The sequence below is a fragment of the Citrobacter sp. RHBSTW-00986 genome (assembly GCF_013783065.1).
GTDB lineage: Bacteria > Pseudomonadota > Gammaproteobacteria > Enterobacterales > Enterobacteriaceae > Citrobacter > Citrobacter braakii.
Genome location: NZ_CP056200.1, coordinates 1,537,468 through 1,562,354, shown reverse-complemented (window position 1 = coordinate 1,562,354; position 24,887 = coordinate 1,537,468). Strand labels below are relative to the sequence as shown.

Annotated in this window: 21 protein-coding genes; 8 read left to right on the top strand and 13 right to left on the bottom strand. The window is 52.0% G+C overall.

What is annotated here, in order from left to right; translation table 11 throughout:
* Positions 1-55: 55 nt before the first annotated feature.
* Entirely contained in the window at positions 56-1,954 is a 1,899-nt protein-coding gene (locus tag HV345_RS07670) for a methyl-accepting chemotaxis protein (protein ID WP_016153885.1), read from the bottom strand.
* Between the two features lie 374 nt (positions 1,955-2,328).
* Between HV345_RS07670 and HV345_RS07665 the strand changes: the two genes are divergently transcribed.
* Complete coding sequence (locus HV345_RS07665; protein ID WP_181636452.1) at positions 2,329-2,868, top strand: DUF2058 domain-containing protein; 540 nt, start codon at positions 2,329-2,331, stop codon at positions 2,866-2,868.
* Between the two features lie 104 nt (positions 2,869-2,972).
* Here HV345_RS07665 and pgtA read toward each other — a convergent pair whose 3' ends face one another.
* Genes pgtA through pgtC form a run of 3 tightly spaced genes read right to left on the bottom strand, consistent with a single transcriptional unit; the run spans position 2,973 to position 7,409 of the window.
* A complete protein-coding gene (pgtA, locus tag HV345_RS07660; RefSeq protein ID WP_016153887.1) occupies positions 2,973-4,220 on the bottom strand; it encodes a two-component system response regulator PgtA in 1,248 nt (415 codons plus the stop codon).
* A complete protein-coding gene (gene pgtB, locus HV345_RS07655; RefSeq protein WP_181636691.1) occupies positions 4,210-6,204 on the bottom strand; it encodes a two-component system sensor histidine kinase PgtB in 1,995 nt (664 codons plus the stop codon). Before pgtB ends, pgtA begins: the two co-directional genes overlap by 11 nt.
* A gap of 11 nt (positions 6,205-6,215) precedes the next feature.
* Complete coding sequence (gene pgtC, locus HV345_RS07650) at positions 6,216-7,409, bottom strand: phosphoglycerate transport regulator PgtC (protein ID WP_370468754.1); 1,194 nt, start codon at positions 7,407-7,409, stop codon at positions 6,216-6,218.
* A 421-nt stretch (positions 7,410-7,830) separates the two neighbouring features.
* On the opposite strand from pgtC, the gene pgtP reads away from it, so the two are divergent.
* Positions 7,831-9,222, top strand: coding sequence for a phosphoglycerate transporter PgtP (pgtP, locus tag HV345_RS07645; RefSeq protein ID WP_181636451.1), 1,392 nt, complete (start codon positions 7,831-7,833; stop codon positions 9,220-9,222).
* An 83-nt stretch (positions 9,223-9,305) separates the two neighbouring features.
* Here pgtP and HV345_RS07640 read toward each other — a convergent pair whose 3' ends face one another.
* The gene (locus tag HV345_RS07640; protein WP_016153891.1) at positions 9,306-9,548 is read right to left on the bottom strand and encodes a DUF2545 family protein; all 243 of its coding nucleotides are present in this window, start codon (positions 9,546-9,548) and stop codon (positions 9,306-9,308) included.
* Between the two features lie 442 nt (positions 9,549-9,990).
* On the opposite strand from HV345_RS07640, the gene lpxP reads away from it, so the two are divergent.
* On the top strand, positions 9,991-10,911 hold the full coding sequence (gene lpxP / locus HV345_RS07635; protein ID WP_016157070.1) for a kdo(2)-lipid IV(A) palmitoleoyltransferase: 921 nt from the start codon (positions 9,991-9,993) through the stop codon (positions 10,909-10,911).
* Positions 10,912-10,952: 41 nt separating this feature from the next.
* On the opposite strand, the gene HV345_RS07630 is transcribed toward lpxP, so the two are convergent.
* Positions 10,953-11,567 (bottom strand): lysozyme inhibitor LprI family protein, encoded by a 615-nt coding sequence (locus tag HV345_RS07630; RefSeq protein WP_016153893.1) that lies wholly within the window; start codon positions 11,565-11,567, stop codon positions 10,953-10,955.
* A 343-nt stretch (positions 11,568-11,910) separates the two neighbouring features.
* Between HV345_RS07630 and ypdK the strand changes: the two genes are divergently transcribed.
* Positions 11,911-11,982 carry a membrane protein YpdK gene (ypdK, locus tag HV345_RS07625; protein ID WP_010723117.1) on the top strand — a complete coding sequence of 24 codons (72 nt, stop codon included), beginning with the start codon at positions 11,911-11,913 and terminating at the stop codon, positions 11,980-11,982.
* A gap of 66 nt (positions 11,983-12,048) precedes the next feature.
* On the opposite strand, the gene alaC is transcribed toward ypdK, so the two are convergent.
* Positions 12,049-13,287 (bottom strand): alanine transaminase, encoded by a 1,239-nt coding sequence (alaC, locus tag HV345_RS07620; RefSeq protein WP_016153894.1) that lies wholly within the window; start codon positions 13,285-13,287, stop codon positions 12,049-12,051.
* A 387-nt stretch (positions 13,288-13,674) separates the two neighbouring features.
* On the opposite strand from alaC, the gene HV345_RS07615 reads away from it, so the two are divergent.
* The 4 genes from HV345_RS07615 to HV345_RS07600 all read left to right on the top strand — a co-directional run bounded on the left by HV345_RS07615 (position 13,675) and on the right by HV345_RS07600 (position 17,288).
* Positions 13,675-15,372, top strand: coding sequence for a sensor histidine kinase (locus HV345_RS07615; protein WP_131346499.1), 1,698 nt, complete (start codon positions 13,675-13,677; stop codon positions 15,370-15,372).
* A gap of 14 nt (positions 15,373-15,386) precedes the next feature.
* On the top strand, positions 15,387-16,121 hold the full coding sequence (gene ypdB / locus HV345_RS07610; RefSeq protein WP_016153896.1) for a two-component system response regulator YpdB: 735 nt from the start codon (positions 15,387-15,389) through the stop codon (positions 16,119-16,121).
* 15 nt (positions 16,122-16,136) lie between these two features.
* Positions 16,137-17,000, top strand: a complete 864-nt coding sequence (locus tag HV345_RS07605; RefSeq protein ID WP_181636450.1) for a helix-turn-helix domain-containing protein — start codon at positions 16,137-16,139, stop codon at positions 16,998-17,000.
* A 99-nt stretch (positions 17,001-17,099) separates the two neighbouring features.
* The gene (locus HV345_RS07600) at positions 17,100-17,288 is read left to right on the top strand and encodes a hypothetical protein (protein WP_032931709.1); all 189 of its coding nucleotides are present in this window, start codon (positions 17,100-17,102) and stop codon (positions 17,286-17,288) included.
* 77 nt (positions 17,289-17,365) lie between these two features.
* On the opposite strand, the gene ptsP is transcribed toward HV345_RS07600, so the two are convergent.
* The 6 genes from ptsP to glk form a co-directional block, all read right to left on the bottom strand.
* Positions 17,366-19,861 carry a phosphoenolpyruvate--protein phosphotransferase gene (gene ptsP / locus HV345_RS07595; RefSeq protein ID WP_049281504.1) on the bottom strand — a complete coding sequence of 832 codons (2,496 nt, stop codon included), beginning with the start codon at positions 19,859-19,861 and terminating at the stop codon, positions 17,366-17,368.
* A 23-nt stretch (positions 19,862-19,884) separates the two neighbouring features.
* Entirely contained in the window at positions 19,885-20,925 is a 1,041-nt protein-coding gene (gene ypdE, locus HV345_RS07590; RefSeq protein ID WP_046275542.1) for an aminopeptidase, read from the bottom strand.
* The gene (ypdF, locus tag HV345_RS07585) at positions 20,925-22,010 is read right to left on the bottom strand and encodes an aminopeptidase (protein WP_181636449.1); all 1,086 of its coding nucleotides are present in this window, start codon (positions 22,008-22,010) and stop codon (positions 20,925-20,927) included. The genes ypdE and ypdF overlap by 1 nt, the downstream gene beginning before the upstream one ends.
* Positions 22,011-22,027: 17 nt before the next feature.
* Positions 22,028-23,275 carry a PTS fructose transporter subunit IIC gene (locus HV345_RS07580; RefSeq protein ID WP_046275540.1) on the bottom strand — a complete coding sequence of 416 codons (1,248 nt, stop codon included), beginning with the start codon at positions 23,273-23,275 and terminating at the stop codon, positions 22,028-22,030.
* Between the two features lie 20 nt (positions 23,276-23,295).
* Positions 23,296-23,622 (bottom strand): PTS fructose transporter subunit IIB, encoded by a 327-nt coding sequence (locus HV345_RS07575; protein ID WP_003028254.1) that lies wholly within the window; start codon positions 23,620-23,622, stop codon positions 23,296-23,298.
* 221 nt (positions 23,623-23,843) lie between these two features.
* Entirely contained in the window at positions 23,844-24,809 is a 966-nt protein-coding gene (gene glk, locus HV345_RS07570; RefSeq protein WP_016153902.1) for a glucokinase, read from the bottom strand.
* Between the last annotated feature and the right edge of the window lie 78 nt (positions 24,810-24,887).

Below are 24,887 nucleotides of genomic sequence, written 5' to 3'. Positions count from 1 at the left end.
ATGGTGAGGCTTAACCGACCCGGTATATTGTCCGGGTCGGTTAAACGGCGTCAGGTCAGACAACAAAACGATTGACCAGATCCTTCATAGTGACAGACAGATTGTCCAGGCGCTGGCTGTCGCTTGCGGCCTGAGAAACCAACGCCGCGTTTTGCTGCGTGACCTGCTCCATAGGTCGCAGTGCCAGGTTAATCTGAGTTACCCCTTGCGATTGTTCCGTCGCTACACGAGCGATATCCGCAATATATTGCTTCATGCTGGTGGTATTGTCCGCCGCGGCTTCTAGCGCGGTAGCGGACGCCGTAACCCGCTCAACACCCTCACTAATTTTTACCATATTCTGCGCGACCAGCTCGCGGATCTGATTAGCTTCTTTGGCACAACGCTGCGAAAGATTCCGCACTTCACTGGCGACAACCGCAAACCCCCTGCCCATCTCTCCTGCCCGTGCAGCTTCCACTGCCGCATTCAGCGCCAGCAAGTTAGTCTGAAACGAAATATCGTCTATCGAGGTCACAATATTCGAGATTTTCTCACTGGAAGAGCGAATATCCCCCATGCTCTGATTTGCCGCACTGGCGACGTTACTGGCCTGGCGGACCTCTTTTTCCAGCCTGATTGTCAGATGCTCCGCTTCGCGGGCATTGTCCGCCGTTTGCGTAATCGTCGTGGAGAGCTGTTCCATACTGGCCACCGCTTGTACTATTGATGCTGCCTGTTCATCCGTGCGTTGGGCCAGGTCCTGATTACCCGCCGTAATACTGCTGCTGGCATCGGATAAAACCACGGAGCCTTGTTTAATCTCCTGGACGATATGCTGAATACTTTCCAGCATCGTGTTATAGGCGCGATTAAGTGAGGAAAGCTCATCTTTCCCCGGGGTCGCCAGTCGTTGAGTCAGATCGCCGTTCATACCCGCAATCTTGCGGAGCGTGTCACTAAATTGACGATGCATATTGATAGCGATTGCCCCTGCGAACGCCAATGATGCCAGGAGCGCTAACAAGCTGACAATCATATATATTTGCCAGTTTTTTCGTGCATCCTGCGCGAGTTTTTCCGCATTCGCTAACAGAAGATTCGCCGTCACATCTTCTATCTGCCGCATCACTTCAATACGCTGGGTTTGAACCTTGAACCAGACAGTAGGATCGACATCAAATCCACCGTTCGCGGCATGACTAAACGCGGTTTCGCGTAATGAGAGGGCTTTTGACGCTTCTGTGGACTGTAAGCGGCTTTCCAGCATGGCCGCCTGTTCCGGAGGGCTCAGACGCAACGATTGTGCCAGCCAGACGTTCTGTTTACTGACGACATCACTGAGTTGATGTAACTGCCCCTCGGCGAAATGACCGGAGGAAAAGATATTTGACAGCAGCGCGCGTTCAATACCTGCCTGTTCTTTCAAATTCAGCAAGTTGTAGTAGGCGGCGAATGCGTTCGCCATCTCGCCTGAATCCGTCAACTGTCCCAACCTGCCCACAAAACTCAGCACATCAGCAATGACATTAGTATAAAACTTAACGACATCGGAGGCCGGAAGCCCCAATCGCGTGACGTTTTCCCGGATGGTGGCAAGCGACAGAATGTTTTTCTTAAACGTGGTGACAGAATTGGCGGCATCCCCTTCTGGTAATGCAGTATCGGACAGTGAACGCACAAAGACCTCGATCTCGCGATCGGTTAAAGCCCGCTGTGCGGTTAACTCATCTTTGAACGTCTTCCCTTCAGCCCCCAGAAATCCGACGCTCATTCCCCGTTCTTTTTGCAGCTCATGCACCACATTTCCGGCACTACGCGCGAGCGCTGTCAGTTGAGCAATATTTTCCATCTGCCGTTCTGTCTCAATGCGCGTCAATATTCCTGAACCAGCAAACCAACATAACGCCAATAATAGTGGTTGTAGCGCGATTATTAACTTCATTTTCATCGGCATTCGATAAACCCACCACATGCCACTTCCCTCCATTGTCCATATTTTCATTATGGTTATCGGCGCAATGAGGCTGCACTTTAAATTTGATCAAGAGACAACTGATTGTTTTTTAGATTAAATACCTGCCAAAATAACTCTATTTGATTACAACAATCAGGATAAATCACTGGAATATTTATATTTATGATATCTATTCTCAAGTTAGTTAAATCATTCAGCATATTATTTCTTATTAAAAAACGGGTTAACTATCAACACGATTCGGAAAGGGAGTAAGACACAGAACAGTGACGCCTACTGGAGATAACCGTCGTGGCACGGCCATTTTCTGGCATCCCGCCGAACGTTAAGGTTATAATCCTGACAACGATTTTATTGGATTAGAAGCGACGATGACAAAACTTACCCTACAAGAACAGATGCTTAAGGCAGGTCTGGTCAGCAGCAAAAAAATGGCCAAAGTGCAAAGAACGGCGAAGAAATCGCGCGTTCAGGCTCGCGAAGCCAGAGAAGCGGTTGAAGAGAATAAAAAAGCGCAAATTGAGCGCGACAAGCAGCTCAGCGAACAGCAGAAACAGGCCGCGCTGTCTAAAGAATATAAAGCCCAGATCAAGCAACTGATTGAAATGAATAAAATCACCATTACTCGTGGCGATATTGGTTACAACTTTACTGATAATAACCTGATCAAAAAAGTCTATGTTGATAAGGTGACTCAGTCTCAGCTGATCAAGGGCCGTCTGGCCATTGCCCGACTGACGGCTGAAAGCGGCAACGATAGCGAATACGCCATTATCCCGGCTGTCGTCGCCGACAAGATTGCGCAGCGCGATGCAAGTTATATTGTTTTAAATTGCGAGCTAAGCCAGGAAGCGAGGGACGAAGACGATCCGTATGCTGATTTTGTCATCCCTGATGATTTGATGTGGTAAGAAAGACAACCAGATAATCACCCGGACTTCCGTTGCCTATTTCGGTGAACGCCAACGCCGCCACCGAAATACTCTCGACGTCCCTTCTCCCCCAATTCTGTCGACTAAAACTTATAGTGTTCTTTGCTCAGCCCGTATTTTCTCATGCGTAAATACAATTTTTTACGCGGGATTTGTAAATACTCCGCCACTTCATTAATGCGCCCCTGATGAATATTTAGCGCTTCAGTAATGATCTGTCGCTCGTACTCTTCAACCCGCCGATCGAGCGGTGTTGGTTCAGGCAGATGCAGCTGCGGATTCGCGGTTTCAGCCAGCGGGAGTAGCCCAACGGCAAAAAGCTCGGCGGCATTCGCCAGTTCCCGGACATTACTTAACCACACGCGACGCCGCATGCCTTTCAGTAACTCCCCTTCAACCTCGGGCACGGGATGGTTCAGGCGCAGACAGGCTTTCTGCAGGTAATGACGAAACAGCGGCTCAATATCATCCGGACGCTGTGACAACGGCTGGCAACCGATTTGCGTCATCGCAAAACAGTAGTAGAGTTCAGCCACAATCTGGTTGGTTGCCGCCAGTTCCACTAACGATGTGTCACCAATGCCTATCAGACGAAACGGACGCCGCTCCTGGCTTTGCAGATGCACCAGATGGTGCTGCTGTTCACGTGTCAGGCACTCAATATGGCTCAGGACCAGCGTTCCTCCTTGCGCCTGTGCAATAAGGTCATTGAGTAGTCCCGCGTTCCCGGGCGTTAGTTCACCGCGGATAAACGGCCCATCAGCGCTGCGCCCAAGCTGATGCAAATACCGGGCTCCGGTCATACGTCCTGTCCCCGGCTCGCCATAAAACCAGACGGCAATATCCGTTTCCGCCAGGTGTTGCAGACGTTGACGATACTGATTGACCCAGTCACTGTAGCCGAGCAGTTCAACCTGAAGCTTTTGCTGGCAATAATGGCGACGGGCAATCACGGATTGTCTCTGACGCAGCGCATCCTCTACCAGCGACAGCAGTTTGCCGGGGTCGACCGGTTTTTGCAGAAAGTCCCATGCGCCTTTCTTTACTGCCTCCACCGCCATCGGGACATCGCCATGCCCGGTGATTAGCAGGATAGGGAGCTGATTATCATCCTGATGAAACAACGTCATCAGGTCTATTCCATTGCAGCCAGGCATACACACGTCGCTCAGAACAATCCCCGGCCAGTCGGCCTGCAGCCAGTTTCGGGCATCAAAAGGGTTATTGCATGCGTAGACACGGTACCCCTCTTGTTCAAGCAACAGAGTGTAAGCGTCGAGAACATCGGCATCATCATCAATCAGCAGAACAGAATAGTCATCACACAACATCGTTTACATCCGTCAGATTAAATTGCAGAACGACGCAGGCATTACGCCCCGGTGTCGATGCCAGGCGCAGCTCGCCGTTCATTTGCCCCATTAACGATACACAAATCGATAAGCCAATACCGAGCCCCACATCCTTACTGGTGGTAAACGGCTTTAACAGTGATGGCAATAACGCCTCAGGCCAGCCGGGGCCGTTATCGCAGACAAAGACGCACAATCGGCTGCCCTCATCCTGCCAGTGAACCTCTATTTGCGCGCCAGTCGGACTGGCGTCCAGCGCATTTGCCAGTACGTTTACCAGCACCTGCTGAATACGCACTTCATCACCTGTCACCCATACACTCTGGGCTGGAAGCGTCAGCGTACCCTGCTGTGGCTTATGCCGCATAGCCAACAGTTCCCAGGCGGCGCTGAATGTTTGTCGCAGATCGACCGGATGCAAAGGCGCCCCCGGCTCGGCCCGACGTGCAAACTGACGCAGCGAACGGATAATGGCATCAATACGGGTAATCAGCCCCTCCGCTTTGGTTAACGTACTTCTGGCCTGAGCGGATTGTCCTTGTTCAATTGCCCTTCCCGCCGTAAACAGGTACATCGACAGCGCATTCAGCGGTTGGTTAATCTCGTGCGCCAGCGTGGTCATGGTCTGTCCAACCACTGCCAGTTTTGCCGTCTGGATCAGTTCATCCTGCGTTGCCCGGAGATCGGACTCTATCTCCTTGCGCTCTGTCACTTCCTGCTCCAGCTGATTTTTTTGCGCACTCAACTGGCCCAGAGTATGGCGCAGCAATCCTGCGATGCGCCCGAGCTCATCGCGCCCATAAACCGGGATGGTGGCATCCGTTCTGCCAAGACCAATTTGCACCACGGCCTGGTTGAGTGCGGTAAAACGCTTCACCAGACGCGAACGAATAAAGTAATGGTTGAGCCCCCAGGCGAGAAGTAGCGCCAGCAGCGTCGCCAGCAGAATAAGTCCACCGCTGACGCGAACAATTTGTTCCAGCCGCTGGTTAAACATCTGCATTTGCTGATGGCTACTCCCCAACTGCGCCTCAAGCAGTGTTCGAAAGCGCCCGAGCGTTGCCTCTCTGGCATGGTTGGCATCAACGAGCGCTTTTTGCGCGGCGACATAATCGCGCATGGTATCGGGCATTTTATTTTTCATCATCCCGATTTCCAGTAACTCATCAATGGTTTGCCGCAGGGTGATAGTACTGGGCCAGTCATCGAGGGTACGGATATTTTCATCCGCCGTTTTCTTCAGGTTCTCCAGATAGCGGATATGATTCTCCACCAGCATTCCGTCGTCGCTACCCGACTTCAGTTCATTGAGCCTGTCGCGTAAATCATCCACGATCTGATTTTCAATTCTTGCCAGGGTGTAAACCTGCTGCTGCTCGTTTTGTACCTCTCTGGCACGTTTGAGATACTGCGCTGCATCGCCGTTTTTGGCCTCAATTTGATCCAGCAACGTCCCCTGCTGCCAGGTAAAATCCTGCACCAGCGAATTCAGCTCGGTAGTAAAATCATCATGTAGCCAGTCGATGCGCGCGGAGAGTTCACTCACCTTTTCGCGCACGAGGAACATGTTGTAGAGCACCCGGTCCAGCTCCGCCATCAGCGCCCGACTGTCTTGCAAAATCACCGCCAACTGCTGTTGTTCTGCCGATTGTAATCCCCGGCTCAGCACCTCAATTTTGTCCAGATGAGAAATAATTTGATTGCGCAGTTGCAGCCTTACCGTGGTGTTGGGGGCCAACAGGAATTCATTAAGCTGATCCACAACCAGGTTGAGATTTCCTTCTATCAAAAAAGCGGAATGTACGCGCGGGAAGTAATCATCAAGTGAATAACGTATCTGCGAGCTCTGCTCATGCCAGGAGTACAAACTGACGCAGCTTACGCTCAACGTCAGTAATGCGCCCGTCAGAAACGCTCCCCGCAGGCTGCTGCTGATGCTGAGCTGGCGCAGGCGTTGCAGTATCGAACCACCTTTCATTTTAACTCTTCCAGTTTGGATATCGCCTGACGCTGATTTTTAAGAAACCAGAGCTGCCACTCCATCATCTGCTGTTCGGCTACGCTTTTATTCTCAAATTGCGCAAGCCAGGCCTCATCTTCACTACTTCTGGCATCTATCGGGACGCTGGTCAGTAATGCTCTGATTTCGGGTAGCGGGCGTTTCAGGCGCGCTTCCGCACTGTATAGCGCCCGCCAGGCATCTTTCAGCTGCGCAAGTCGAAAACTGATGGCGGTATCAAACATCCGCTGCACCAACTGTTGCCGCTTAAGGATCAGCCGATAATTAAGCGCGGGCTGGCTCATCAAAATAGCCTGCTGAGCGGCGCGTGGGTTATCAGGCGCGAGCTGCGTGACCGGATATTTCCCCGTGTTCGCATCCGCAAGGATCCGCTGTCCTTCCGGGCTTAACAGATAGCGGATAAAGCGACGCGCTTCGTTGGGGTGCTGGCTATTCTTGAGTACGGCAACATAGGTGGGTGACACCGCCGAGCGAGGGAAATAGGTAAAAGTAAGGTGCGGATCGTTAAGCAACAGGTTGGCATAGTTATCAATAACCGGCCCCGCCACGCCCAGACCGCTCTTAATTTTGTCGGCCACGCCAAAACTGCGTGATGAAATCGTTACCAGATTACCGGCGCTGGCCAACAGCGTCGCCCAGCCCTCTTCCCACCCTTTCTGTTGCAGCAGCGACTCAACCATCAGGTGGTTGGTATCGGAACGCGACGGGCTACTCATCAACAGCGCGTTCTGATATTTAGGCTGCGTTAAATCCCCCCAGTCGGCAGGCGGCGGAAGATGCCGCGCCGCCAGCGCAGAACGGTTAATCAACAGGCCAAACCCTGATATCGCCACAGCCACGGAGGTCGAGCGAATCGAGTCTGGCACCAGCAGCTGGCTTTCAGGCAGCGCATTATCGAAAGGTGCCAGCTTCTGGTGCTCCTGAAGATGCTGCAACAGCATGGGTGATGAGGTCAAAATCAGATCGACGTTTTTTGCATTCGCAGTATCCAGCAACTGTTCCAGCGAACCGCTGGTCCGGTTTAACGTGCGAATCATCACTGACCCTGGCTCCGTCTGCCAGCGCTGGATAATCCAGGCCGTGGCCCCTGGGGAAAAGGTGGTCGCCATCACCAGCTCTTTACCCAGGACCTGGCAGCTCGCCGACAGCGACATAAAATAGAGCAAGAATGCCCAAAAACGCCCCCGGCCCAACAGTCTGTTTGTGATCCCGTTCATAAATACCAACATGTACAAAAAATAATATTGAGACAAAACTTACCCGTTTATCACCGCTGGGGGGAAGAATAAGGTTATTCGTAGAATAACCAAACGGAAAGTGACGACATCAGTAAAGAATACCCGAAAATGCAGTCTGAATTTGTTAATACCCGCACACGCCGATGATAAAAATGCCCGTGAAAGAATAGAATTGAAAATCCATTATTAAAAAAGAGTCAAAATCTGCCACGCCGCCCGCAAATTGAGTCAATAGTGACACATTTCATCAACTTGAGTTTCTTTGCCGTCTATTTCACTCTTCACTGCGAAAAATCCTGATATTCACATCAATAAAAAATTAGGTGATGATATGTTATCAATATTTAAGGCAGGACCAGCGGCGAATAAAGTCCCGGCGGAGAAAGTCCAGGCAACTTATGGCCGATACCGAATTCAGGCATTACTCAGCGTATTTCTTGGCTATCTTGCGTACTATATTGTGCGCAATAACTTCACGCTTTCGACTCCATATCTGAAGGAGCACCTGGATCTCAGCGCTACGCAGATTGGTTTACTCAGCAGCTGCATGCTTATTGCCTATGGGATCAGTAAAGGCATTATGAGCAGTCTGGCAGACAAGGCCAGCCCGAAAGTCTTCATGGCATGCGGCCTGATCCTGTGCGCTATCGTCAACGTAGGCCTGGGGTTCAGTACCGGATTCTGGATATTCGCCGCGTTGGTCGTTTTCAACGGTTTGTTTCAGGGGATGGGCGTTGGCCCTTCATTTATTACCATCGCTAACTGGTTTCCACGTAAAGAACGTGGACGCGTTGGCGCATTCTGGAATATCTCACACAACGTTGGCGGTGGTATTGTCGCCCCGATTGTTGGCGCCGCGTTTGCCATTTTGGGGAGTGAACACTGGCAAAGCGCCAGCTATATTGTTCCGGCCTGTGTTGCCGTACTGTTTGCTTTTATTGTGCTGATGCTGGGGAAAGGTTCACCACGCCAGGAGGGTTTACCGGCTCTGGAACAAATGATGCCGGAAGAAAAAGTCGTATTAAATTCCCGACACGCTGTCCAGGCGCCAGAAAATATGAGTGCCTTCCAGATCTTCTGCACCTATGTATTGCGTAATAAAAATGCCTGGTATGTTTCACTGGTAGACGTTTTTGTCTATATGGTGCGTTTTGGTATGATTAGCTGGCTGCCAATTTATTTATTAACCGAAAAACATTTCTCGAAAGAGCAAATGAGCATAGCTTTTCTGTTTTTCGAATGGGCGGCAATTCCTTCCACATTACTGGCGGGTTGGCTCACCGATAAACTGTTTAAAGGCCGTCGCATGCCGCTGGCCATGATCTGTATGGCGCTGATTTTCGTCTGCCTGATCGGTTACTGGAAAAGTGAATCGCTGCTGATGGTCACTATTTTTGCCGCCATCGTGGGTTGCCTGATTTATGTTCCGCAGTTCCTGGCCTCCGTTCAGACCATGGAAATCGTCCCCAGCTTCGCAGTAGGTTCTGCGGTAGGGTTACGCGGATTCATGAGCTACATTTTTGGCGCATCGCTGGGAACCAGCCTGTTTGGCGTGATGGTCGATAAAATGGGATGGCATGGCGGCTTCTATCTGTTGATGGGCGGGATTGTATGCTGCATCCTGTTCTGCTACCTCTCCCATCGCGGCGCGCTGGAGCTCGAACAACAACGGAAAAACGCTCAGCAAGAGGAAGCGTCACTCCAGTTGGCTGATGCCCAGTAACCGATTTCAGTCTCGCAAAAAGTGCCAGCGACGCTGGCACTTCAATACATTCAGATAAAGAATAAATAGCTCAACGTGATAATTTATTGCTTACCGTAACCCACCATAAAGCGGATGATCAAACCGCATGCTGGGGCAAGAAAAAGGAATAATCCGGTAACCATCTCGTTACCATTGGTCAACTGCATAGTAAAAACGTAAATTAATGCCGTGAGTATGGCCATGCCGATAAAAGCACTTATTGACGCCGCAGCCCCCATAACCTGCCAGATATAGCAACTGACGCTCAGAATGCTCAACGCGAGAAAGATCCAAAAATAGAACATAGCGATACCTCCTGTTTGCCGTAAAAATTTACGTAAGTCCTTACACTCCCTTGAATTTATATTCTAAGACAATTCCCAATAGTTCGCAATTTAAGCAACATTTTCGTTACAAAAATCACCCAATCGCTGACTAATAATTTATTCGACTGCCGTTTATTTAATCGTCATAAAAACAACGCATTATATATCGACTCATTTTTGACCTTAATCGCCGTAAAAACATTTACGAATCTTGAGTAATTATTTCTGGCTGACATTAATATTCGGGTGTACATTGAGCGTCCGATCATTCATGCCCCTTCCTGGTTTTGTCCTGACTCAGTTTTACACTCTTTACAGGAACCAATGTCGTTCATGGCGGCCTAACGATCAGTACAGACTGTAAAGCGGCAGACTAAAGAATCTTCGCGATACACCTATTTCGTATCAACAACAGGTGCTTATGTTCCCCCAATGTAAATTTTCACGCGCGTTTTTGCATCCGCGCTACTGGCTCACATGGTTTGGCGTCGGTGTGCTCTGGTTACTGGTACAACTTCCCTATCCCGTGTTGTGTTTTCTCGGTACCCGTACAGGAACGCTGGCTCGTCCATTTTTAAAGCGCCGTGAATCTATTGCTCATAAAAATCTCGAACTCTGTTTCCCAAATCTGTCGCAAGAAGAAAGAGACAAACTGGTCGATGAGAACTTCCGTTCACTCGGCATGGCCCTGCTTGAAACGGGTATGGCCTGGTTCTGGCCGGATCGCCGGGTACGCAAATGGTTTGATGTAGAAGGGCTGGACAACCTGAAACGCGCACAGATGCAAAACCGTGGCGTGATGGTGGTAGGCGTACACTTTATGTCACTCGAGTTGGGTGGTCGCGTAATGGGACTTTGCCAACCGATGATGGCAACCTATCGCCCGCACAACAATAAGTTGATGGAGTGGATCCAAACCCGCGGTCGTATGCGCTCCAACAAGGCCATGATCGGCAGAAATAATCTGCGCGGTATTGTCGGCGCCCTGAAAAAAGGGGAAGCAGTATGGTTTGCCCCCGATCAGGACTACGGTCGTAAAGGGAGTTCATTCGCCCCCTTCTTCGCAGTCAAAAACGTCGCGACCACCAACGGTACTTACGTGCTGTCACGGTTATCGGGCGCAGCGATGCTGACCGTAACCATGGTGAGAAAAGCAGATAACTCCGGTTACCGCCTGTTCATCACGCCAGAAATGGAAGGTTATCCAACAGATGAAAGCCAGGCAGCGGCGTATATGAACAAAATTATCGAAAAAGAGATCATGCGCGCACCCGAGCAGTATCTCTGGATCCACCGTCGCTTCAAAACTCGCCCGATGGGTGAAGCCTCGTTATATATCTAAAAAGAAAGGCCGAAAGGCCTTTCTTTTTTTCTGCGCCTGAATTACTTCACGCCCCACTTGTTCTGTAATTCAGCCATTCGCTCATTGTAGTTACGGGCTATACACGCTGGCTTATCCTGCTCTTTCCAGCATTCGTTACGCCCTTTCACCCAGCCGCGTTGCTCTGCTTTGAGCGTCGGGTTATTACTCGATTTCACCAGCGCCTGCTTGTAGGCCCCGTTCAATGCCAAATCCATGGCTGAGAGCGAAGGACTTTGACAGATAACCTCTTCGATACTGCCCTTTGCTACCGCAGAACAGGAAAAAGAAGGCCCGTTGCTGGTCGATTTCTTTGCCCCTGAAAAGTCGATATTGTCTTCAGGCAGGCAAATCCCGTGCTTACGATTAGGCCCGGTCCAGGAAACGTCCGGATTCCCGTCATCTTTACGGGAGATAGACACGGTATTGTTACCGCTTTTTGCTTCCCAGTAATTTTCATTGAAGGCCTTTACCGTCGCCTTAGTGCCATCAATCCAGATATTGCCTTTACCATCACTATTCACACCACCAATACTTGCGCAGCTGAAATTGAATGCCATCGGCGAGGCCGCCATCGACGTCACTGGCGTAAGAACGAGTGCTAACATCATTAATCTGGTCATTTTTAACCTTTTCATAATCTCATTCCGCGAAAAATTAACCGCATTAACATCATGGAGATATGAGAATTCTCCGAGTAAACATTTCGTCGCTCAATAGCAATTTATTACCGACAGAAATTAAACTGTCGCCGAATCACGACACTTGTAAGTTATTAAAATTAAATAAAAAAATGCCCCTTGTCTCACCTCATTTTTAGGCGTACATTAGCGCCGTCTGGAGCATAAAAGCTCAGAATTCTGAGGTGATGCAGACAAGCAAACGAAGGGAATTCTCCATTTCGTTTACGCGTGCATCAGCTCTCTGTCAGGTTAGCATATGTTCATTTAGACGTACCTCAGGTACGCGGAGAGATGAAAAGTGAAATATTTCTTTATGGGCATTTCTTTTATGGTCATCGTTTGGGCCGGTACTTTCGCCCTGATGATCTAAATTAAAAGACGCAGCAAAAAAAACAGGAGCCTGATGGCTCCTGTTTGCTTTTGGGGAAACGTGTTGTTAGTCGGTACTTTCAGTGGCCGATTTTGCACTGGCAGGCAGTAAGCCATCGGCGCGGAACATTGCTTTGATGCCACGGATCGCCTGGCGGGTACGGTCGCGGTTTTCAATTAACGCAAAGCGCACGTGCGTATCACCATAATCACCAAAACCAATCCCCGGCGAAACGCATACCTTCGCCTCGTTCAGCAGTTTCTTGGCAAATTCAAGTGATCCCATCGCGGCGTATTGCTCTGGGATTTTCGCCCAAACATACATCGAGGCCTTGGGCATCTCGACCATCCACCCGGCTTCATGCAGCCCCTTAACCAGCACATCTCGACGACGTTTATATTGCTCAGCAATATCCCGCACGCACTGCTGATCGCCTTCCAGCGCGGCGATTGCTGCAACCTGCAACGGAGTAAAGGTTCCATAATCGTGATAGCTCTTAATTCGAGCCAGCGCGTTCACCAGCGTTTTGTTACCTACCATAAAACCGATACGCCAGCCCGCCATATTGTAGCTTTTCGATAGGGTGAAAAACTCCACCGCGACATCACGAGCGCCCGGTACCTCCATAATCGACGGCGCTTTCCAGCCATCGTAGACGATATCGGCATAGGCCAGGTCATGAACCACCAGCACGTCATAGCGTTTAGCCAGGGCCACAACTTTTTCGAAGAACTCCAGCTCGACGCACTGCGCAGTCGGGTTGGAAGGAAAACCTAAGATCATCATCTTCGGTTTCGGGTAGCTTTCGCGAATCGCGCGCTCCAGCTCATTAAAGAAATCGACGCCTTCGACCAGCGGCACTGAGCGTACCTGCGCGCCGGCAATCACCGCGCCATAAATATGGATCGGATAACTCGGGTTCGGTACAAGGACCGTATCGCCGTGATCCAGCGTGGCCAGCATCAGGTGCGCCAATCCTTCTTTCGAGCCAATCGTCACAATCGCTTCGGATTCCGGATCGATCTCAACGTCATAGCGTTCCTGGTACCAACGGGAAATCGCCCGACGCAGACGCGGAATGCCGCGCGAGGTTGAGTAACCGTGCGTATCCGGGCGCTGCGCCACGGTACAGAGTTTTTCGACAATGTGAGGAGGCGTGGCCCCATCCGGGTTCCCCATGCTGAAATCGATAATATCTTCGCCGCGCCGACGCGCAGCCATCTTCAGTTCAGCAGTAATGTTAAAAACGTAAGGGGGAAGGCGATCAATACGCGTAAAGCGACGTTCAGGGCGGGAGTCAGCCATAATATCCTCAGATTAACGTTAGCGCCCGGACCGTCCGAGCGACGCTGCCACGATGGTGGCACGTTTAGAAAATAGCCTGAATAATTTCCTTCTGTCGAGAGGCAAAACAAAATATTTTTTATTGAGATAAAAGAGGAATAGCCAGAAAAAATGAGGAAATAAAATTTTTCACACTCCGCTTAAAATTACCACCATTTAACATTTTATTGTTAAACATATTACTTTACGCGCTCCGTTGACAGGACAGGCATTGTAAATACAACAACCATGCAACAATCCCCTTTTAATATTAAGGTTTTTCCCCATTAGCTACAGGCTGCGGGTGTGCTGGTCATCCAGCCTCAGGTTACCTATCATAGAGGTTTAACCCTTGCGCAAGAGTCACCCGTGCACGAAATATTCAATATGCTGCTGGCGGTATTCGACCGGGCAGCGCTGATGCTGTTCTGTCTGTTTTTCCTGATTCGTATCCGCCTGTTTCGCGAACTGTTGCACAAGTCAGCCCACTCCCCGAAAGAGCTGCTCGCCGTTACCGCGATTTTCTCAATGTTTGCCCTGTTCAGTACCTGGTCCGGCGTACCGGTAGAAGGCTCACTGGTTAACGTACGTATTATCGCCGTCATGTCAGGGGGAATTCTGTTCGGTCCCTGGGTCGGTATCATTACAGGCCTGATCGCGGGCACCCACCGCTACCTGATCGACATCGGCGGCGTAACCGCCCTGCCCTGCTTTATCACCAGCATTATGGCAGGCTGCATTGCCGGCTGGATCAACCGTAGGATCCCCAAAGCGCAGCACTGGCGTGCGGGTATTTTAGGCGGAATGCTGTGCGAATCTCTGACCATGATCCTCGTCGTCGCCTGGGCGCCCACCACCGAACTGGGGCTGGATATCGTCTCGAAGATCGGCATCCCAATGATTCTGGGTAGTGTCTGCATTGGTTTTATCGTCATGCTGGTGCAAAGCGTGGAAGGCGAGAAAGAAGCCAGCGCCGCGAAGCAGGCTAAGCTTGCTCTGGATATCGCCAACAAAACTCTGCCGCTTTTTCGCCAGGTCAATAGCGAATCGCTTCGCCAGGTGTGCGAAATTATTCGCCATGATATCCATGCTGATGCCGTCGCTATTACCAACACCCAGCACGTGCTGGCCTACGTTGGCGTGGGTGAGCTTAACTACCGCGATAATGATGATTTCGTCAGTCCGACTACGCAACAGGCGATCAATTACGGAAAAATCATCATTAAAAACAATGATGAAGCGCACCGTACGCCGGAAATACACTCCATGCTGGTGATTCCGCTTTGGGAGAAAGGTGTTGTCACCGGTACGCTAAAAATCTACTACTGTCACGCCCACCAGATAACCTCCTCACTACAAGAAATGGCCATCGGCCTGTCGCAAATTATCTCGACTCAGCTGGAAGTCTCCCGGGCGGAGCAGCTACGCGAAATGGCAAATAAGGCAGAGCTGCGTGCGCTACAAAGTAAAATAAATCCCCATTTCCTGTTTAACGCCCTGAACGCAATTTCATCGTCGGTGCGGCTGAATCCAGACACTGCGCGCCAGCTGATTTTTAATTTATCGCGCTATCTTCGCTATAATATTGAATTAAAAGACGATGAGCAGATCGACATCAAAAAAGAGCTGTATCAAATCAAGGATTACATCGCCATCGAACAGGCCCGTTTTGGCGACAAGCTGACGGTTATTTATGATATCGATGAAGAGGTAAGCTGTTATATTCCCAGCCTGCTGATTCAGCCGCTGGTAGAGAACGCTATCGTCCATGGGATTCAGCCCTGCAAAGGAAAAGGGGTGGTCACCATCAGCGTTGCGGAGTGCGGTAATCGGGTACGGATTGCCGTGCGGGATACGGGCCACGGCATCGATCCAAAAGTGATTGAACGGGTCGAATCCAATGAAATGCCGGGCAATAAAATTGGTCTGTTAAATGTGCATCATCGCGTTAAGCTGCTCTACGGCGAGGGCCTCCATATCCGCCGTCTGGAGCCAGGCACAGAGATTGCCTTTTATGTGCCTAATCAGCACTCGCCCGCAGCCGCACCGGCCACATTGTTGCTTTAACCAGGAGTGAAGTTGTGAAAGTCATCATTGTTGAAGATGAATTCCTGGCCCAACAGGAACTTAGCTGGCTGATAAAAGAGCACAGCCAGATGGAGATTGTCGGCACATTTGACGACGGTCTGGACGTGCTGAAATACCTCCAGCACAACCGCGTTGACGCCATTTTTCTGGATATCAATATTCCCTCGCTGGATGGCGTCCTGTTGGCGCAAAACATCAGCCAGTTCGCGCACAAGCCCTTTATTGTCTTTATTACCGCGTGGAAAGAGCACGCTGTTGAAGCCTTTGAACTGGAGGCCTTTGACTACATCCTGAAGCCGTATCAGGAATCACGCATCGTCGGCATGCTGCAAAAGCTGGAAGCAGCCTGGCAGCAACAGCAAACGGGAACCTCGCCTGCCAGTCCGGTGACCCGCGAAAACGATACGATCAATCTGATCAAAGATGAGCGGATCATCGTGACCCCGATCAACGACATCTACTACGCAGAAGCCCATGAAAAGATGACGTTTGTCTACACCCGGCGCGAATCGTACGTGATGCCAATGAACATCACTGAATTTTGCAGCAAATTGCCTGCTTCGCATTTCTTCCGCTGCCACCGCTCGTTCTGTGTGAATCTGAATAAAATCCGCGAGATCGAACCCTGGTTTAACAACACCTACATTTTGCGCTTAAAAGATCTGGAATTTGAAATCCCGGTGAGTCGGAGTAAAGTGAAAGAGTTCAGGCAGTTAATGCACTTATAGCGCAGAGAAAGAGTGATGAAAGAGCCAGGCCTCCCCGCAGACCAACAGTTTTTCGCCGATCTGTTCAGCGGCCTGGTATTGAACCCGCAGCGTCTTGGCCGCGTGTGGTTCGCGTCCCAGCCCACCACGTTACCGTCCGGCAGTTTGTGTATTGACCTTCCGCGCCTCGATATCGTGCTGCGTGGCGAATACAGTAATCAACTGGAAAAACAGCAGCATAGCCTGCCAGAAGGCGACATGCTGTTTATCCCGGCGAAGGCAGCGAATTTGCCCGGCAGCGATAAACCTGTGATGCTACTGAGTCTGGTGTTTTCTCCGGCCTGGCTGGGGCTCTCTTTTGACGATAATCGAACGGCATCGCTGTTACGTCCGATCCGCCGTATTGAGTTACCACATCCGCAGCGCGGCGAAGGCGAGGCGATGCTCACCGCATTAACCCATTTAAGCCGCTCTGCTCAGGCCCAGGATATTATTCAGCCGCTGGTGCTTAGCCTGCTGCATCTGTGTCGTAGCGTGGTGAATACCCGCCCTGACACAGAGCGTCCGCGCGCTGAATTTCTCTATCACAGTATGTGTAACTGGGTGCAGGATAACTATGCCCAACCGCTGACCCGGGAAAGCGTAGCGCAGTTTTTTAATATCACGCCCAACCACCTGTCAAAAGTGTTTGCCCAGCACGGCACCATGGGGTTCGTCGAGTACCTGCGGTGGGTCAGAATGGCGAAGGCGCGCATCATCTTACAGAAATACCATCTGTCGATTAGCGAAGTCGCACAGCGGTGCGGGTATCAGGACAGTAATTATTTCTGCCGCCTGTTCCGGCGTCAGTTTGGCCTGACGCCGGGAGAGTACAGCGTACGTTTTCAGTCAGCACGTTAAGTGAGACAACACCAACAGGTTAGTAATATCCGTTTGCATCGTTGTAAAATAACGGCATGTAGCTCCCCCTGCAGGCTTACTCAATAAAGTGAATATGCGATGAAAAACAGACGTGCACTCTCCCTGATGTGTTTTCAGATGCTGGAATCAGGTGCGGATCGTCAGACCGTGAAAAGAGCCCTTACCTCCCGCCGTGTTAAAGCTCGCCAGGCGGTGGTTCTGCTCTGTAAGCAAGAAATGACGCTCTTAAGAGCCGGGAAACTGCCGGTGCCAAACGCGCCACATTGATGATGTCGCTTTTCGGTCGCGTTCATCCAGCCTGCAACCAGATCGTCGCAGGCTGGAGAGCGCTCTTTCAGTGAAGCTTAAAACGTCAGTTCCGCCTCCAGCAACGCGAGAATACTGTCGGCATTTTCAGCGGCAAACAACGACTGGCGAAACGGCTTGTTCACCAACTTACGCGCCAGCTGCGAGAAGACTTTCACGTGGTTAATGCCTTCATCAGCCCCCAGCGTCAGCATGATAACCAGTTCCACTTCGCCCATCTCTGACTGCCAGTCAACGGGATGAGCAAGCCGGGCAATACTGATACTGGAATGGCGGATCCACTGGGACTTAGTGTGCGGAATAGCCACACCAAAACCGACAGCAGTGGTGACTATCTCTTCGCGCTGCCAGATATCTTCCTCCAGTTCAAACGGATGTTCAGTTCGCCCATTAACACCCAGATTGCCGCACAGAAACTGAATCACCTGCTCTTTGTTACTCAGAGATTCACCAACAAAGATGTTCTCCCGCGCCAGTAGCGGACGCACGTCTTTCTGCGGTGCAAACTGGTTGAGCAGATCTTCTATCTCTTGAGCGCTACGGCACTCACAGGCCCGTATGGCGAGTTCTCGGCATGCCTGGCCCTCCAGTTGACGAAGCTGACTTTTCACCGCGGGAATACGTGGGCTGCTCATGCTCAGCTCGTCGAGTCCTAAGCCCAGTAGCAACGGTAAATAGCGTCCTTCGCCCCCCAGTTCGCCGCAAATGCCCACCCATTTACCGCGTTCGTGCGCCACGCGGACAATCTGCTGCAACATTCGCAGGAACGACGGCGTAATCGGGTTGTACAACGGCGAAACGCGCGGGTTATTACGATCGACGGCGTACAGGTACTGGGTCATGTCGTTTGAACCAATACTGAAGAAATCCACCTCATCGCAGAAATGGTCGATGATGTAACACACCGACGGCACTTCAACCATAATCCCCAATGAAATTGTCGGAGCATGGCGTAAACCGTCGGCTTTCAGTGCCACCAGCGCTTTTTGCAGTTCGCTTTTTACCCACAAAATCTGGTCAAGGCTGTGCACCATTGGGATCATCAGTTGCGCATTGCCGAAGGTTGCCGCACGTAAGATGGCGCGCAGCTGCGTGCGAAACAGTCCGGCAAACTGCGGATAAATTCGCACCGCGCGGTAGCCCAGGAACGGATTCTCTTCCTGCGGAATATTGAGGTAACGGATATTTTTATCCCCCCCAATATCCATGGTGCGAAAGATAACCGGCTTGTCGCCCGCGGCCAATAAGACCTGCTGGTAGGCTTCAAACTGTTCCTGCTCGTCGGGAGCGCTGTCGCGGTCCATAAACAGCATTTCAGTACGAAACAGCCCAATCCCTTCCGCGCCATTGGCAAACGCCCCCGGCGCTTCCAGCGCGGTACCGATATTCGCTGCAACGTCAATACGCTGATTATCTTTGGTCAGCGCGGGCTGAGCGGCATCCAGCGCCTGCCGCCGCTGGCATTCATCGGCCAGCTTCTGCGCAATCGCGTAATAACCGCGAACCGCATCGTCTGGATTGATGGCCAGTACCCCACAGCGGGCATCCAGTACCGCATGCTGGCCTGCATAGCGGCTAATGGCCTCCAGCGGCAAGCCGCTAAGCACCGGTATAGCCGACGCGCGAGCGAGGATCAGGGTATGCGATGTGCGCCCTGTTTTCTCCAGGATCATGCCTGACAGATGCTGCAAATTGAGGCTTAAAAACTGGCTGGGCGTCAAATCCTCAGCGACCAGAATCGTCGGCTTATTCAGCACCAGCGCATTGCGCGGACGTCTTTCAGGCCAGGTGATGTGCAGCAGCTGTTCGCTGATATCACGGATATCGCTAACGCGCTCGCGCAGGTAATCGCTACCGGAGGCCGACAGCTTGTCGCACACCTGCTCCATATTGGCGATAATCGCCGCCCCTAACCCCAGATGCTGCTCCCGCATTAAGCGACGAATATTCCCGGCAAACTCGTCGTCCTGAATCAGAGACAGATGGGCGCTGAGGATGGTTTTACTCTCACCCTCACGCTCGCGCAGTTGCTGATTGAGCTGTTCGGCAAGCGTCGCCAGACTATGCTCCAGCCGGGTATTGTCTTCCGCACTCGGCGCAATCGCGCGATAACTTTCCAGATTATCGCTCTGCCAAAGCGTGAGCGAACCTGCCCCCACGCCTCCTGCCAGCACGGTGCCATAAAGAAGGTCTGGGTTGAGGCGAATCAGCGAACGTGGCAACGGATGTGCCGCCAGTTCCGCTGGCGTCGGCTGAACGCTGTCGCTGTCAATAAACCGGTGCAGGAGGTACTCCTCCAGCGCTCGTCGGGCCTGTTCTTCATCGCGACCGGTGATGGTTAAGCTACAACTGTCATTAAACAGCGTCCCGGTGCCAATCAGCGCCAGCGAGCTTTTCGCATCAGCCCTGGCGTTCTGGCGATGGTTAAGAAATATCACCTCACTTTGCCACTGGCTGCACTGCTCTTTCAGCTCCCACGCCGGACGCGCATGCAGGCCATTGGGTAGCGGGCAAAGAAATTGAATCGTTAGCATAACAACTCCTGATTAGCGCGAAATCAGCACCTGAAATCCGTCAGATGAACCACGGTTTCGCACGTAAGATGTGAAAGAAGAGCCGACAACAACTGCTGCGTCTGGATGATGTCACGGCAGTCGGCAATCGACGCCGCGCAGTGTCCATGCCGCGTAGCTGGCCCCATGACAACCGTGGGGATCCCCGTGCCGCTTACGTGCACCGCCCCACCGTCAGTGCCGCCGTTACTGAACATGTCAAGCTGCAGGGTAATGCCCGCATCGGTGGCCACGCTTTCAACCCACGCCGTCAGCTTTGGCGAGGCAATCAGCGATTTATCGCTTAACACCAGCATCGGGCCATTACCAATCTGTCGATGGTTGGCCGCACCATGATCATAGTTTTTGGCCCAGCAGGCGGTATCCAGCACGATCGCCACATCCGGGGCGACCGCGCGTGCTGCCGTTTGTCCTCCGCGCAGTCCCACTTCTTCACTGGAACTGGCCACCAGCCAGACCTCGCATGGGAGAATGGCGTTATGCCATTCGCGCAGCAGCGCCACCAGCAAATAACATCCAAGTCGATCATCAAAGGCTTTGCCCATGACTCGCTGGTGCGGCAAAACCTGAAACGTTGTGTCAAAGGTGACGCGATCGCCAGGGCGTACGCCGGCCTGAAGTACCTCGTCATAAGACCGCGCGCCAATGTCCACCTGCAGCGCACTGATGTCATTACCGCTGCGCACTCCGTCGAGCAGACCGGGAATTTTGCTCTCTTCACGGGTGGTGATCCGCACTGGCTGCAATTGCCTGGCCGCCATACGCACATTTCCCACCGGCAATACATCGATCGCTCCTTCGCTGGAAATACTGCGCACGATAAATCCCACTTCATCCATATGCGCGCAGATCATTACCTTCGGACCGGTTGATTCATTCAGACGGATCAGCACCGATCCCAGGCCGTCAAAGCGCACCTTTTTATGTAGACGATCCGCCTCTTCAAGCAGGATCTGCCGCACTTCCTGTTCTGAAGAGGCGATCGCGTCCGCCTCACTCAGCGCCTTCAGTAGCGATAAGTCCATTACGCTTCTCCCGTGTGTAACAATGTCTTCGCCATGGTGTAGAGCACCTCGCCGCCGTCTGGCGTAACCAGCACCACATCCTCAATACGCACGCCTCCCTGCCCCGGCAGATAAATACCTGGCTCAACGGTGAGCAGCATGCCAGCCGCCAGAGGAGTCGCGTCGGTGGGGGAAAAACGGGGATTTTCATGCACCTCAATGCCAATAGCGTGTCCGGTATTGTGACCAAACTCATCGCCATAGCCCGCCTGCGTAATGACCCGCCTGGCTGCGGCATCAACCTCATGGCAACGCCGACCTGGTCGAATTGCTGCCACCGCCGCACGCTGCGCCGCCAGGACAATCTGATACACGGAAAACAGCGGGCTTTCTTCCGCTGGCTGGTTTGCGTCTGGGATGCGAAATGTTCTCGTCATATCCGAACAATAGCCCTGATACTGCGCGCCAAAATCCAGCGTGATGAACTCACCCGCCTCGACACGCTTGTCGCTGGCTTTACCGTGCGGCAGCGCGCCGCGCCAGCCGCTGGCGACAATGGTGTCAAAAGAGGGTTTTTCTGCACCGAGCGTACGCATGTACCACTCCAGTTCAGCGGCGATTTCGCGCTCACTGAGGCCAGGTTGAATAAAGCGGCGAATATGTTCAGCACTAAGGTCAGCTATCCGGCAGGCTTCGCGAATGCAGGCTATCTCCTGCGCCGTTTTTACCTGCCGGAGCACATCCGGCACGGCACTCACTAGTCGGGCACGCAGTTTGCCCGACCATCCATTCACCGTATTCCAGCTTACCTGCTCGCCTTCAAATCCCACCGTCTGCAGCTTTTCGTCAGCAATAATGTGATTCACCCGTGAATACAGCGTCTGCGCGCCATCAAGTAGATGGATCTGATAGCCCTGAGTACGCGTGGCAACATCGGTGTAGTAACGGGCGTCGACCAGAATATGCGCGCTTTGATGGCTGATAAACACAAACCCTGAACCGCTGGAGATCCCCATATGCGGCTGTTTATTCTGCCGCGATGACAGCAGCATCGCATCGAGATGTTGCGCCGTTAGCCAGTCACGCAGCGAGGCAAGTAAGCTCATGGTCACAATCCTTCTAATCAGAGGCTTTCAATCAGCAATTTGCCTTTGCGGTACATCATGTTGCGCAGGAACACCACCATCAGCGCCGTAATCACTGCACCTAACAGGATCCCCGCCATATAGACGCCGAGGTTAGTGACCAGCGGCCATGCCCAGATAGCCGATTCCGGGAACCACTGCACCGCCCCCAGCCAGACGGCAGTCGTCGATCCGACAATAGCGCCAACCATATAAGATGGAATTGCCGTGATGGGGCTTTCCAGCGCAAACGGGATTGCCCCTTCGCTGATGCCCATAAATGCGAGGAACATTGCCGTTTTCCCTTGCGGGTAGAGCTGTGCGTTGAACAGGCGTTTGCCGGTTAAGCGCCGGTCGAGAAGCGTAGCCAACCCGAGGCCAATTGGAGGAATCACGATGGCAATAGAGCGTGCGGTTACCGGCAGAACGTGATCGGTAGTAAAGCTGAAGGCGACAAATCCTGCGGCTTTATTAATCGGACCGCCGAGGTCAATCGCCGTTGCCGCAGAAATCCCCATCGCGTACATCAGCGTGCCTTTCTCTCCAGCTGCCGTCAGCAGTGAACGAATTCCGCCGTTGATCCACCCGCCAAACGGCGTTATCACGTAATACATCGCCAACATGACGAAGATCGCGGAAAGAATGGGCAGTAAAAAGGTGGTTTTGAATGCCAGCAGGAAATCAGGCAACTGGATTTTTTGGTTCATCCACTTCACCAGATACCCGGCGACAATCGAGATAATCAGCGCGCCAATAAAGGTTGACGGGACGGGAGCACTGGTTGCCCATTGCAGCGTCGCTGGGTCAAAATTCAGTATCTGTGTGGGCTGAGTGGACATCAGTCCACCAATGAACCCCGCCGGAAACGCCAGCTTACCGCCGATAGAGTTGGCGACAAACGCGGCAAACATCGGAATAGCAAAACCAAACAACACACCGCCAAAAGATTGCGACAGCCAGGCAAACTTCAGTAATGAGAGATTAAAACCGCTGAATTTTCCGCTGTTCAGCGCATCCATGATGCCGGTGTCAGCAGGTATATCGAGCCAGCTATAGGCGATCAGTTGCGAGAAGGCGAGAATTACCCCGCCCATAATTAACGTCGGTACCATGCGCGAAATACCCGACATCACATGCTGCGGAAGTTCGCCCCAGAAGCTATTGTGGGAGGCCGGTGGATTTTTTATTGCCGCTGCCGCACCAGATGCGCCAGGCACAACGGTTGCACTGCGTTTTTTAATGGCCATACGTAATTCCCTGTCGATGATTATTGTTGTTCAGCGGCAACCATCTCTTCGATCTCTTTGATGATGCCGGCTGCATTTTTTATCGCGTCCTGTAACGTAATTTCGTAGACGTCACGCGACTCAAAACGCTCGTTATCTTCCGGAGTAACGGCAACAGAATGGATGATCAATGTTGCCTCTGCGATATCCTGCGCCGTCAGGCGATTTTGAATTCCGTCCGCACCCTGGGTTTCAATTTTCACTTCATAACCCGCTTCAACCGCGGCTTCTTCCAGCGCCTGAGCCGCCATAAAGGTATGGGCCAGCCCCATTGGGCACGCGCAAACGGCAATCAGTTTTTTGCTCATAATCATTTCCTCGTAATAGTTAACGAGTGAAATTATGGTCCGGGGAAAGTAACGACCGTTATCAGACAAATAATGCTTTTACTGGACAAATAATCCCGCCATTCGGAAATGTGACGAAGGTCGGAAAGGCGGGCGGCAGGCATAAAAAAACCGCGTAATAAACGCGGTTTTGCGGGATATATGTAAGCCGGATAAGCGCTGTGCACCGTCCGGCATTGGTCTTACAAAATATGGCCCAGCGTCTGGCGCAGATGCGCACCGGAACCAAGCAGGCCCGGGTTATCATGCACGATCAGATATACCGGAATATCCTGTACGTAGGCTTTAAAACGCCCCTTATCCTCAAAACCACCACGGAAACCCGAAGCTTTAAAGAAGTCGAGGAAGCGCGGTACGATGCCGCCAGCGATGTACACACCGCCAAACGTGCCCAGCGTTAACGCCAGATCGCCGCCAAAACGCCCCATGATGACGCAGAACAGCGACAGCGCGCGACGACAGTCGATACAGGAATCGGCCAGCGCACGCCCGGTGATATCCTTCGGCTGCAGATTTTCCGGCAGGCGCCCGTCTGATTTGACGATGGCGCGATACAGATTAACCAGCCCCGGACCTGACAGTACGCGCTCTGCGGAAACGTGACCAATTTCCGCACGCAGGACCTCAAGGATAATCCCTTCTTCTTCGCTGTTAGGCGCAAAATCCACGTGACCGCCTTCACCGGGCAGGCTAACCCAGCGTTTATCTACATGCACCAAATGCGCCACGCCGAGTCCGGTACCTGCGCCATAGACAGCAATCGGTTTGCCTTCAACAGGTTCCGCACCGCCAAACTGGATCAAATGCTCTTTCTTCAGCATCGGGATCGCCATCGACACGGCGGTGAAATCATTGATGATTTCCAGATGGCTGAAGCCCAGATTTTTTTTCATCTCAGCAATAGAGAATGCCCAGGTATGGTTGGTCATTGCCACCCAGTCACCGGTTATCGGACAGGCAATGGCAATACAACCATCCTCGACGCTGACGCTATGCTCATCCAGGTATACGCGTACTACCGCCTCGAGGCTTGGGTAATCCAGCCCGGAATAGGTCTTTGCCTGCGAAATCTCGCCGCTGGCAATGTCGCACAGAGCAAGACGCGCGTTGGTGCCGCCAACATCACCTACTAAAGCATATTTTGTCATTCTTCCACTGCTCCGCTAAAGTCAGAATAAATCTTTGCCACACTGTAAATTCATGGGGGCATAACAACAACGCCCTGA